The 12,249-nt window shown below is 54.2% G+C and carries 9 protein-coding genes and 1 pseudogene; 8 read left to right on the top strand and 2 right to left on the bottom strand.

Features of this window, described 5'->3' with window-relative positions:
- Window positions 1-142: 142 nt before the first annotated feature.
- Window positions 143-1,141: a hypothetical protein gene (locus ACQRAX_RS01000; RefSeq protein ID WP_412037609.1), complete on the bottom strand. Its 999-nt coding sequence runs from the start codon at window positions 1,139-1,141 to the stop codon at window positions 143-145.
- A gap of 394 nt (window positions 1,142-1,535) precedes the next feature.
- On the opposite strand from ACQRAX_RS01000, the pseudogene ACQRAX_RS00995 reads away from it, so the two are divergent.
- The 5 genes and pseudogenes from ACQRAX_RS00995 to ACQRAX_RS00975 all read left to right on the top strand — a co-directional run bounded on the left by ACQRAX_RS00995 (window position 1,536) and on the right by ACQRAX_RS00975 (window position 7,321).
- Window positions 1,536-3,377: pseudogene (locus ACQRAX_RS00995) on the top strand (type VI secretion system tip protein VgrG).
- 18 nt (window positions 3,378-3,395) lie between these two features.
- A complete protein-coding gene (locus ACQRAX_RS00990) occupies window positions 3,396-3,995 on the top strand; it encodes a DcrB-related protein (protein WP_412037610.1) in 600 nt (199 codons plus the stop codon).
- A complete protein-coding gene (locus tag ACQRAX_RS00985) occupies window positions 3,992-5,206 on the top strand; it encodes a PAAR domain-containing protein (RefSeq protein WP_412037611.1) in 1,215 nt (404 codons plus the stop codon). Before ACQRAX_RS00990 ends, ACQRAX_RS00985 begins: the two co-directional genes overlap by 4 nt.
- 9 nt (window positions 5,207-5,215) lie before the next feature.
- On the top strand, window positions 5,216-5,908 hold the full coding sequence (locus ACQRAX_RS00980; protein WP_412037612.1) for an SMI1/KNR4 family protein: 693 nt from the start codon (window positions 5,216-5,218) through the stop codon (window positions 5,906-5,908).
- 153 nt (window positions 5,909-6,061) lie between these two features.
- Entirely contained in the window at window positions 6,062-7,321 is a 1,260-nt protein-coding gene (locus ACQRAX_RS00975) for an IS256 family transposase (protein ID WP_412037613.1), read from the top strand.
- 104 nt (window positions 7,322-7,425) lie between these two features.
- On the opposite strand, the gene lpxO is transcribed toward ACQRAX_RS00975, so the two are convergent.
- A complete protein-coding gene (gene lpxO / locus ACQRAX_RS00970) occupies window positions 7,426-8,325 on the bottom strand; it encodes a lipid A hydroxylase LpxO (RefSeq protein ID WP_412037614.1) in 900 nt (299 codons plus the stop codon).
- 214 nt (window positions 8,326-8,539) lie between these two features.
- Here lpxO and thpR point away from each other — a divergent pair, with 214 nt between their 5' ends.
- From thpR to ACQRAX_RS00955, 3 genes are all read left to right on the top strand, one after another.
- Window positions 8,540-9,085 carry an RNA 2',3'-cyclic phosphodiesterase gene (gene thpR / locus ACQRAX_RS00965; protein ID WP_412037615.1) on the top strand — a complete coding sequence of 182 codons (546 nt, stop codon included), beginning with the start codon at window positions 8,540-8,542 and terminating at the stop codon, window positions 9,083-9,085.
- 99 nt (window positions 9,086-9,184) lie between these two features.
- Complete coding sequence (locus ACQRAX_RS00960) at window positions 9,185-11,278, top strand: TonB-dependent siderophore receptor (protein WP_412037616.1); 2,094 nt, start codon at window positions 9,185-9,187, stop codon at window positions 11,276-11,278.
- 69 nt (window positions 11,279-11,347) lie between these two features.
- Window positions 11,348-12,172 carry a class I SAM-dependent methyltransferase gene (locus tag ACQRAX_RS00955; protein ID WP_412037617.1) on the top strand — a complete coding sequence of 275 codons (825 nt, stop codon included), beginning with the start codon at window positions 11,348-11,350 and terminating at the stop codon, window positions 12,170-12,172.
- Window positions 12,173-12,249: the final 77 nt, after the last annotated feature.

Raw genomic sequence — 12,249 nt, 5'->3', positions numbered from 1 at the left:
ATAGGGAGAACGTTGGTCCAGAGCCAGTAAAGAGAAAAAGCACCGGTAAGTAGCATGCCCGGTATGAACACCACAGCAAGGAGTCTGAGCTTTGTTGCGGACATTTCAGTTCTTTTGGGGGGGGATTTAGAGGTCATGGCTATCAGAATTTAGGTAGGGTGAAGCCCGGCAGCTTTGGCGCATCAGGCCAGTTGGGGAGGTTGAAGTCTTGAGGTTGAACTTTTCGAATAATCCAAGATTTTGCTTCGTTGTAAAGTTCGTCTGCGATTTCTGAGGCAATATTGCTGATCGTTTCTTCGGCATAATTTCTCAGGTCGTTGGCGGAAATTCTGGTGATTTTTTCCTGGATATGTTGTATGTGATCTATGGCGTAGCGCATGCTAGCTTTAACCGAGTTTTTTATGCCGTAATGATTGTCTATAACATTCAGGCCGATGCCTATAGCGAGAACTATTATAGCTCCTGCTATTGCTGGAGCAGCGGCAGCAGTGAAAAACGCTCCAGCTGCCAAAGCGGCAGCATAACCAACAGCCGATGCTATACCCGCTTTGATAAGCTCCACTCCAACACCCGCAAATAGATCTGATATTACAGCCTCGTCATTGAATATCCACTCAAGGATCTCAACGCCGACTGCAACATAGCAAGATAACTTGAAGCCAATGATTGAAGATCCCCGTATTCCGTACTTGCCGACACCGAGGTCTACGAGCTGGGCATTACGTATGCCGTAACGCGTGCCGCGCAGTTTGTTACGCAGGCCAGGGTAGCCAGTAAGTATCAGGTACTCACGTCCGTTATGGCTGGATATTCTTACTTTTGTGCCAAATCCGCCGATGTCGCGAAGCAGTTTGGCAACGTTATAGGCATCATATGCGCCCAGAGCGCTTGGAACGCCCCAATTGGTATTGACGAAAGGATGTACGGTGGCGTTGTAGAGGGATTGGGTTCCGCTCCATACGCCACTGAGCATGTTCGTCTGAGTTCGGCTGCATACTTGAGGGGCTTGGGTAGTACTGCTGGAAGCGTCGAAAGCGACGGCCTGCGCCCTAAGGTCATCCATGGGCATGACCACCATTTCTCGCTGATTGTGATCTAACTCACGGTCCAGCTGACTGAGCTGGGAATTGCTCAGGCTCATGACGAGTCTCTCCTTGTCTGCATCAATATTTACTGAGCGGGGCAGCATCCTTTGGGGGCAGCCTACACCGGCAAAACTTCAAGATCAAATGCAAGGGACACATCAACGCATGTCTCATCCAGCCGAATTTGTTATTCAGAGGTTGCGCGAAAAACTGCGCTTGATTTCCATGAACTAGTTACGTAATTAGTTACAAGGTCGGGTGACGCGCCAACGGTTTGTGATCTGGTCTCACGGAGTGCGTCTTAAATGCCTGTTTTTAAAGCGTTCGGAACTCGAGTGATGGCAATGTGCAATCTTAGTGGCGCATAACCACTAATCATTATGCAACTTGACACCGATCTACCACGGCGTTTTCATGGGAAGATTTCCAGCCTTCTGCAGGACGCAATGGATGATTACGGAGGCTCTGGCGCAGATTTTTACCCAGCATCAACGGTTGATCACTTTCGATTAGCCCTTGCCGGATGATCAGGAGCTGCAACTGCTGAGATTTACCGGCGAGGAGGGCATCTCCGAACTCTTCAAGTTCGATGTTGAGTTGGTGTCTCAGGATGCCAGGATCGAACTCAAGAAGCTGATTGGCAAAAAAGTTACCCTGGCCATTACGTTGGCTGATGGTAGTTTTAAATACATCAGTGCCCACGTTTCCGATTTTGTTCACAGTGGCGCTGATGGTGGTGTGGCCAATTATAGTGCTGAGTTGGTGCCATGGCTGTGGATCCTCAGTCGTCGACGTGATTCGCGCATTTTTCAGGACAAAACCACCGAGCAGATCGTCAAGGAGGTTTTTGCCTATTACCTTGAGTTGGCGGACCATGAGTTTCGTTTGAGCAAGCCGCTCAAGCCTATTAGTTACTGTACGCAATATCAGGAATCGGACCTGAATTTTGTCCTGCGTTTGCTTGAACAGGAAGGGCTGTTCTTTACCTTCCAGCACAGTAAAGAGGGTCATCGGATGATCATTACCGATGACAGCATTGCGCTACCGCCACTCCCAGGGCAGCCGGTGATTCGCTACCACCGAGCGTCCGTCACCGAGACCGAAGATTCCATCACCGCCTGGTCGTCCAGCCGCAAGTTCCAGCCAACCCGGCTTTCACTTAAATCCTATGACTACAAACAACCCGGCCATCCCCAGCTTGTTCAGTTGAACTCAATCAACAAACAAGGCGATGTCGGTCAGTTTGAGGTTTTCGAATACGAAGGCTTGTATGGCTATGCCACCGTGGATGACGGCATGCAGAAGGCCCGCCACCGTCTGGAAGCAATGGAAGTGATGGGCAAGACGTTCAGCGGTAACAGTAACTGCCGTTCGATGGAGCCTGGCTACTATTTCGAACTGGCACAGCACTATGACCACGACAATGATGCCCAGGACGATCGACAGTTTCTGATCCTGACGATCAAGCATTGGGGGCAAAACAACTACACCAATGGCGGTGAAGCAGGCTATCAGAACCGCTTTACGTGTATCCGGCGCAAGATCCCCTTCCGGCCTACTCTACACACGCCGCGCGGTGTGATCGTCGGGCCACAAACCGCCTTTGTGGTCGGGCCACCCGGCGAAGAAATCTATACCGACGAACTGGGTCGAGTGAAGCTTCAGTTCCATTGGGACCGTAATGGTGAATTCAATGACCAGAGTTCCTGCTGGGTACGTGTTGCTCAATCGGGCGCCAGTGGTGGGTTCGGCAGCATTTTGCTTCCCCGTGTCGGCGATGAAGTTGTGGTTGAGTTTCTCGACGGCAACCCTGACCGTCCACTAATCATCGGCAGTCTTTACAACAGCCGCAATATGCCGCCCTGGTCCTTGCCGGCCAACAAGACTCAAAGTGGTTTTCTTACTCGCTCGATGAAGGGTAAAGGTGCAAACGCCAACTTCTTCCGCTTTGAGGACAAAGCAGGCGCTGAGCAGATCATTATGCATGCCGAGCGCAACCTGGATACCGAGGTAGAGGCTGATGAGAGCCACAAGGTGGGCGGCCATCGCACGATCAAAGTGGAAGGGAAGCACTCCGAAACCATCAAACTGGAAACCAGTATTGCTGTTGAAGAGGGTTCGTACTTTGTAACCGTTGATCAAGGTGAGGTTAAGATCAAAGCCGCCACCGCCATCACGCTGGAAGTGGGCAAAAGCAAGTTGGTAATGAACCAAGACGGGACGATCACCCTTTCTGGCATTGTCGTCGATGTGGAAGGCTCAACCATCATCAACTTGAACAAGTCGAGCTAAAAGACAAGGGAACGTCTCATGCAACGCAAAAGCATCTATGACCGTATTTCCGAGAAACGGATTCGGGAAGAACAGCGTCTCGAAAGCGAACGGCTTGAGCAGGAAGCGCTCAATGCTCCGCCACCGCCGCCGGAGCGTTTTCATACCAATGAATTGAGCTTCGTAAGACCCCAGAATCTAAAAGACAAGACTTTTCATGTGTTTACCATGACGGATATCGGACCGAGTCCTTTCTCGTTTGTGGTGGGCCGTTCTCCCGTTGCGCCGGATGCTGATCTTGAAACGTTGGCCCAACAATTGCTGGGAGAATTGAAAAAATCCTTGTCACATGTTGAGTGGATTGAGCCTGTCACACCAGTTGAGGTAGCAGGTCTGGGAGCACGCCGTGTCGAGTTTCGCTGGCGGCAGCAAGGGCAACCGGTTCATCAGTTGCAACTGATCTTTATGCACCACGACGAACATCTGCAGCCGCTGCTGATGCAAATCACCGGTACCAGTAACAACCCTAAAGGCATGACGGCTGAAGAGCGTCACAATTTCAACGCTATGGTTGAAACGCTTGAGTTACGCTTTCCGCCTGGAAAAGATCCTGAAGTTGAAGGGGCTCTGCCGGCATGAGTGCGGCCGCAGCGCGGCTGGATGATCCGATTGAGCACTCCAGTGCATTAGGTGGCCTGCTGGCCGGCCTTGCAATTGGCGCGGGCGCCGTGCTTATTGGCCTTGCCGTAGTCGGCACCGGCGGCTTGGGTGCGCTGGCGATCGCCGCAATGATCGGTGCGGGTGCTGCTACGGGTGCCGGTATAGGGCAACTGATTGGAAGCTTGTCATTTGCTTGCCATGAAGCGGGTCAGATAGATAAAGGATCAGGAAATGTCCATATCAACGGCAAGCCGGCTGCCAGGGCACACGTAGATACCGCGTTGTGCTCAGAGCATGGGCCGGTCCCGAAAATCCTGGCCCAAGGCAGTGACACGGTATATATCAACGGCCAACCTGCAGCGCGGGTAGGGGACCGGACGGTTTGTGATGCCAAGATTAGTGCAGGGTCGCCGAATGTATATATTGGCGGTGGAACCGAAACAACCGATGAAATTGACCCCGAGGTGCCGGTTTGGCTTGAACTGAGCGTGATGGGCATTGGGCTCGCGAGCGCAGTGGTACTTGTGGGGCCTGCTATGGCTGCTTGGGGTTTATTGGGCGGGGTGCTGGGGGGGGGCACTGCAGGGTACAAGCTTGGGGGAGACCTATACGGGGAGGATTCTAATCAACAGAAACTCTTAGTTTTTGGAGGTGCTTTCCTTGGCGGTGGTCTTAGTGCGCGCTATAAGCTACAACCTAATGGAGGGTTGGGGTCTAATCTGGGTAATGTCAAGATCACCAAGAGAGCGGCGTTACCGCTAACTCCAAAAACTAAGGGTGTGTCTCCTGAGGTTTATCAGAAACTTCGAGCTAGAACGCCGAGTAAAGAAATCCAAGCTATGGTTAACAAAGATGTAGCTCTCCCAATGAAAGATCCAGTACTTCCCGGGCTGGAGATCACCAAACCACTACATGCCGACCATGTAGTACCCATGAAGCAGATTACTGAAATGAATGGGTTTAATAAGCTTACATTCGATAATCAGCTCGAAATTCTAAACTATAAGCCAAATTTCTCACCTCTCAGTGAAACGGCTAACACTTCTCGAGGGGCTAAAACCTATGAACAATGGACGCGTTACAAAAAAGGTGGCATTGATGTTGATCCGAATTTTAGAAGTAGTATGATGGAGCGATCAGCTAAGCTTGAAATTGAGTTGCAGGAAAAAATCTATAGTCTTCTGCCTTAGGTGTTAGCCATGGTTACATTGAATGAAGTTGTCAATGATGTTCGAAGCTCTTTTGTCGGGCGGGATGTTTTTTTTTCTAAAAATGAAATCCCGAAAGAGGTTGCTGTGCCTGAGGGGTGGGTGGGGTTTGGAATAAATTTGCAAGGCGACCCGGTGTTTCCTGATGCTTGGTTAGATTTTTCAAGTGAGTTGCCCTGGGTTTTGTCTTTGTTAAAAGGCTGCTTGATTGGAACTGCCGTTTTGGGTGGCAGAGAGATTGAGTTGCTTTATATTTTTCATGACACTAATGGTTTTTATTATTACATTGGTGGGAAGCCGTTAGGTGGTGTGGCTTTGGCGGAAGTGAAGCTTAAGGGCTTTCCTGAGCGGTTGTTGAGTTTTTATTTGAATGTGCATAACGGATTTACTTTTTTTCCGGCTCAATCAATGGGACCTCAAAAAATTGAAAACACTACCTGTGTTGCAGACTTTATAGATGAAGAAGATGTTGGTTTTGCTGAACAATGGTTGACAGTGTTTTCTAATGGCGGGGGGGATTATTTGGCGGTTGATTTGACTAGCAAAAGTGCGGCTGAAGGATTAATTTGGTGGCATGAGGAGCCTGCTGAGCCCGAATTGAACGTTAACGTTTTTGATATCATGGATACTTGGATTTCTATATTTTTAGAGGATACGCGGTTGCGGGATGACTTGTTGGCCTAAGACTAGGATAAAGTTGGCTTCTAAAATAGGTTTTGGGTTGTGCGGAGTGCTTTAAAGGTTGCTGCGCTTCGTGTGCATCTTGCCGTTGAGTCGTCAGGACAGGGGGTGTCAGAAATTTTGTGTTCGGGCATAACATGAGAAAAAGGTGCATGTATGCCAACCAAAAATAAACCCACACGCTCAGCGCTCCGAGAACTGCCGAAAATCCCGAAAGAGCTGCTTGAGTATTTCGCCGACGGGCCAATGACCGCTGAAGTCATCGAGGATGCCTCTGCGGCGTTCAAGAAGGCCCTGATTGAGCGAGCCCTGAGTGCCGAACTCGGCCACCACCTGGGCTATCCGCCGGGCGTGCAGCGCCCAGAGGATGAAACCAACCAGCGCAACGGCAAAAGCGGCAAGACGGTTCTAACCGGCGACGGCCCGCTGCGGCTGGATATCCCCCGCGATAGGAATGGCAGTTTTTCACCCATTCTGATTCCCACGCGTGAGCGCCGTTACACCGGTTTCGATGACAAGATCATCGCCATGTATGCCCGTGGAATGACCGTCCGAGAAATCCGCGCATTTCTTTCCGAGCAATACGGAACAGACGTTTCGCCGGACTTCATCAGCTCTGTAACTGACGAGGTCATGGAGGAAATCGTCGCGTGGCAACAGCGGCCTCTGGAGCCTATGTACCCGGTCATTTTCTTTGATGCCCTGCGTGTCAAAATCCGTGAAGAGGGCCTCGTTCGCAACAAGGCAATCTACTTGGCGCTAGGTGTTTTGCCAGACGGGACGCGCGATATCCTGGGCATTTGGATCGAGAGTACCGAAGGCGCAAAGTTCTGGATGAAGGTTTTCAACGACCTTAAAACGCGTGGCGTCGAAGATGTGCTGATCGCCGTGACTGATGGTCTTAAAGGCATGCCAGAAGCCCTCAGCGCTGTATTTCTGGACACAACACTTCAGACCTGCATCGTTCATCTGATCCGCAACAGTCTCGATTACGCGGCCTGGGACAAGCGCCGTGAACTGGCCAAAGCGCTCAAACCAATCTATCAGGCAATCAACGCTGAAGCGGCTGAACAGGCGCTGGAGTCATTTGGAAACGGGCCTTGGGGCAAGCAGTATCCAACGGTTGCGGCTGCCTGGAGACGGGTCTGGGATCGAGTCATTCCATTCTTCGTGTTTCCGCCAGCCATCCGAAAAGTCATTTACACAACCAACGCCATCGAGAGCATCAACGCTCAGCTACGCAAGATCATCAAGACCCGTGGTCACTTCCCGACCGACGATGCGGCGACCAAACTGATCTGGCTTGGGCTGCGTAATATCACTGCGAACTGGGGCTCTGCAGCCCATGACTGGAAAAGTGCAATGAATCAATTTGCGCTTCTGTACGGAGATCGATTTATCAGGCCGACCTGGTAAAAGCACGGCCTGCCTGACGGCAGGCCGTTATTGGCCCGCACACAAAAAATCTGACAGTCCCGGTCACACTGGCTACCTTAGCCCCAGTCACGCGCCGCATATCCTCAGATGTAAATAAACACCAACACCAACGCTGCCACCAGCGCCCACTTCTCCAGGTAATAGCGGGTACGGTTGCGTTTCTTCAACGCCTTACCCCGTGCGCGAACCTTGTAGATGCGGGTAAACAGGCGGTTGATGCCTCCGGTTTTATCACCGGCATCATTCGGTGCAGCCGCGGCGGCCATGACGCTGCGGCTGAACCAACGATTGAATGCAGTCGCCCAGCGGTATTTGAGCGGGCGCTCGACGTCGCAGAACAGGATGATGCGGTTGTGTTCGGTCTGGTTGGCGGCGTAGTGGATGTAGGTTTCATCGAACACCACGCCTTCGCCATCGCGCCAGGAATAGTTTTCGCCGTCTACGCAGATGTAGCAGCCATCGTCGTTCGGGGTATCCAAGCCCAGGTGGTAGCGGTAGGAGCCGGCATACGGGTCGCGGTGGCGGACCAGTTTCGAGCCCGGTGGCAGGGTGGCGAACATGGCGGCTTTGACGCTACCAATGCTTTGCAGCAGTTCGGTGGTGCGCGGGCACAGTTTCATCGCCGAAGGGTGACTCTCGCCGTACCATTTCAGGTAAAAGCGCTTCCAGCCGCTCTTGAAGAAGGAGTTGAAGCCGACGTCGTCGTACTTCTGTGAGCTTTTGATTTCACCCACATGCAGCAGTTGCTGGGCTTCGGCGCGAATTTCTTGCCAGTTGTCTTGCAACGGCTTGAGTTCGGGGAAGCTTTCTACCGGCAGATAGGGCTTGGCAGGCAGTTTGGAGAACAGGTAGAGAAAGACGTTCACCGGGGCCAGAAAGCTCGAGTGATCACCCAGTTGCCGGGTGATTTTGTGCCGTACACGCCCACGCAAGTGGACGTAGGTAATTGAGAATGCAAACAGTAGAACGAGAAAGATTTTCATGGGCGGGTACTTATCGGTGTGGCGATGCGCCATGGCTTGAGCAGGCCAGCATAAACAATCATGTCGTCGGTTTGTACAAAATGTTGCGGCTTTGCTGCCAGACATTAGTCCCAGACGCAAAGGTTTGCCTAAGGGATTTCGCCCTCGCATGCCCGCCAAGTCGGGGGTAGGGTGGGAGGGGCAAGTAGTATTTGGGAGCAGGAGATAAAGCCCAATGACCGAAGCCTTGGAGCAGGGCGAGCCGTTCAAGCGGCTGTTCTTTGCTTTGGAATGTGAAGCGCCACAACGTCGCGCTATTGCCCGCTGGCGCAACGCGCTGGGAACCAGGATTGGACGCCCGGTGCCTTCCGCCAACTTTCATCTGACCCTGATGTTTCTTGGCGCGGTGCCCAGTGCGCAGGTGGCCGCAGTTTGTGCCGCGGCCGCAGCAGTGCCGATGCCCGGGAAAACGGTGACGGTGGTGCTGGACCGGCTGGAGGTTTGGCGTTCAGCCAAAGCGTTGATGCTGACCCCCACGCAGACGCCCGCAGTCTTGCGGCAACTGGTCTATGCCTTGCAGCAGGCGATGTTGCCGTTGGGCTTTAACGAAACGCCCAGGGACTACCGTGCGCATCTGACCCTGGCCCGGCACTATCAAGGCCCGGTGCCCGAAGCGATGGTGGCGGCGGAGTTTTTCCTGCGGGCGCGGCAGTTCACTCTGTTCGAGTCACGCAAAGGGCGTTATTGGCCGTTGGCGCAGTGGCCACTAGTGACTGAATGATGAGGGGGCGTTGCGCACGCCCATAGAAAAGTCGTCACCTATTGTTTTCAAATAGCGCTGCTAATTGTTATGTTATTACATAATTATTAAGGAGCCCCCATGAACTACCCCCTAGGAAGGTTATCGCTCGGTCTGTCGGCATCATTGTTCTCATTGCCAGCGGCGACTGCAGAGCCGGTGTTGCTCGATACCCTGACGGTTAGCGAGCGCCGCTATGCAGAGTCTGCTACCGGCCCGGTTCAGGGTTATCGCGCCAACCGTTCAAGCACGGCGACCAAGACCGATACCGACATTCGTGACACCCCTCAAAGCATCGCCGTGGTGCCGAGCCAGGTGCTTGAAGACCTCAACAGCACGCGCATCGACCGGGCCCTGGATTTTGCCGGTGGGGTGAGCCGCCAGAACAACTTTGGTGGCTTGACCTTCCTTAATTACAGCGTGCGCGGTTTCACCACCGGCGAGCTGTACAAGAACGGCTTCGCCGTCAACCGTGGCAGCTACAGCGCGCCAGACACCTCGAACATCGAACGCATCGAAGTACTCAAGGGCCCGGCGGCCAGCCTGTATGGGCGCGGTGACCCTGGTGGTCTGGTGAACATCGTCAGCAAGCGTCCGCAAGCTGAGGCGTTCACGCAGTTCAAGGCCAGTGCCGGTAGCTGGGATCGCTACCGCAGCAGCCTCGATGTGAACACGCCGCTCAGTGAAGACGGCCGCGTGTTGTCGCGGCTCAATATGGCGGTGGAGGACAACGGCAGCTTTCGCGATTACGTTGGCAGTGAGCGGCGTATTGTCAGCCCATCGCTGAGCTGGCAGTTGAGCCCGGAGACCTTGTTGTTGATCGACAGCGAGTTCTCGCGCACTGAGTCGGTGTTTGACCGGGGTGTTCCGGCGGTGAACAACGAGCTGGGCCCGGTCAGCCGCTCGAGCTTTTTTGGTGAACCCAATGATGGACGCATCCGCAACGATAACCAGACCCTGGACCTGACGCTTGAGCATGCCCTCAACGAAAGCTGGACGGTGCGCCTGGCCAACCACTACACCCAGGGGCGGCTCAGGGGCAACAGTTCCGAACCCCAGCGATTGGTCGGCACCACCCTCAGCCGTTTTTATCGCGAGCGCGACTTTGAGTGGAACGACAATATCACCCAGGCCGAACTGCACGGCCAGTTCGACTTTGCCGGTTGGCAACACCAGAGCTTGATTGGCCTTGAGTACGAGAATTACCGCAACAGCCAGAAGTATCCGCAGAGTGCGACGACCCCGGACTATGGCCTGGACATCTACCACCCGGTGTATGGCAAGCCTAAGCCTGCCCTGACCAAGGCCAATGATTTTTTCGAGCGCACGCAGAGTTACGCGCTCAACCTGCAAGACCAGATCACCTTCACCGAGCGCCTGCGGGGCTTGATTGGCGTGCGTCTGGAACATATCGAACAGACCGCACAGAACCGCACCAGCCAGGTCAGCAACACCCAGGAGAAAGACGTGGCCACCCCGCGTGTGGGCCTGTTGTATCAACTCACCCCGCAGGTCGGCGTATTTGCCAACGCCTCGACTTCGTTCAAGCCCAACAGCATCGGCACTCAGGGGCAGGTGTACAAACCGGAAAAGGGCCTGGGCTATGAAACCGGGCTCAAGCTCGACCTGTTCGACAGCCGTGTAGGCGCGACCTTGGCACTGTTCCGGATCGACAAGGAAAACGTCATCACCACCGATGCCTTTGGCGACAGCGTGGCGGCTGGCAAAGCGCGTAGCCAGGGCGTCGATCTGCAGTTCAGTGGCCAGTTGAGCGACGCTGTGCGGGTGATCGGTGCCTATGCCTATATTGATGCCGAGGTGACCCAAGGCGATGCCAGCCTGCCTGAGGGCAGTGACTTGCTGGGCATCCCTCAGCACAGCGGCAGCTTAATGGCGGTGTATGAGTTTCAAGAAGGTGTTCTGCAGGGCTCGGATGTCGGCGTAGCGGCGACCTACGTCGGCGACCGCTCCGGGCAGGCCGGGAGCAGTTTCCGCCTGCCGAGCTACAGCACCGTTGATTTGTTGGCCCACTACAAAGTCAGCGAACAGGCCACGGTTGGCTTGAACCTGAACAACCTGTTCGACCGCAAGTACTACGAGCGTGGTTACAACGCGGTGTGGAACATGCCGGGTGAGCCACGCAACGTCAGTGTCAGCCTGAGCCTGACGTTGTAGCCTTGAAGCATCGGTAAAGCGCTTCTAAGGTAGTGGGGTTATGGACAATTCCACACAGGCAGGTGAGTGATGACAGACTCAATGGAACTGAATCGGCGCAGTTGGGATGAGCGCGCGCCACTGCACGCGGCCTCCGTTGACTATGAGGTGCAGCAGTTCATTGCTCACCCGCAGCACCTGTCTGCGGTGGTGCGTTTCGATGTGCCGCGCCTGGGGGATATTCGTGGGCTGCGCACCGTGCACCTGCAATGTCATATCGGCACCGACACCTTGTCACTGGCGCGGCTGGGCGCCGAGGTGTGCGGGCTGGATTACTCCTCGCAGTCTCTGGCACAGGCGCGACGGCTGGCGGAGCGCTGCGGGGCGAAAATCGATTTCGTCGAGTCGGATGTGTACGCTGCCGACCAGGTGCTGACGCCGGGCAGTTTCGACATGGTCTACACCGGCATTGGCGCCTTGTGCTGGCTACCGAACATCGAGCCTTGGGCGCGTACAGTCGCAGCGTTGCTTAAGCCGGGTGGTCGCTTGTTCCTGCGTGAAGGCCACCCGATGCTGCTGGCAGTGAACGAGGATTATCAGGATCGATTGGTCATCGAGTATCCCTACTTTGAGCGTCAGGCACCGTTGGTGTGGGACAGTGACCAGACCTATGTCGAAACAGCTACACCGCTTTTCCACACGGTGACACATGAATGGAACCACGGCCTGGGTGAGGTCATCACTGCGTTGTTAGGGCATGGTTTGCAGATCACTGCGCTGGTCGAGCATGACAGCATTCCCTGGGAGGCCTTGCCGGGGCAGATGAGCAAGAATGCACAGGGTGAGTGGGCATTGAACAAGGAGCGCTGGCGCTTGCCGTTGAGTTATACGTTGCAGGCGGTGAAGCGGGGGTGATCAGGGGACTGCCTGGCTAGCGATGCAGGCACCGCGAATCAGCTGACACCGTGTCGAGGCCATCGCCAGCAAGGCTG

Source organism: Pseudomonas sp. UM16 (assembly GCF_050312595.1).
Lineage (GTDB): Bacteria > Pseudomonadota > Gammaproteobacteria > Pseudomonadales > Pseudomonadaceae > Aquipseudomonas.
This window is presented reverse-complemented; position numbering and strand designations above follow the sequence as displayed.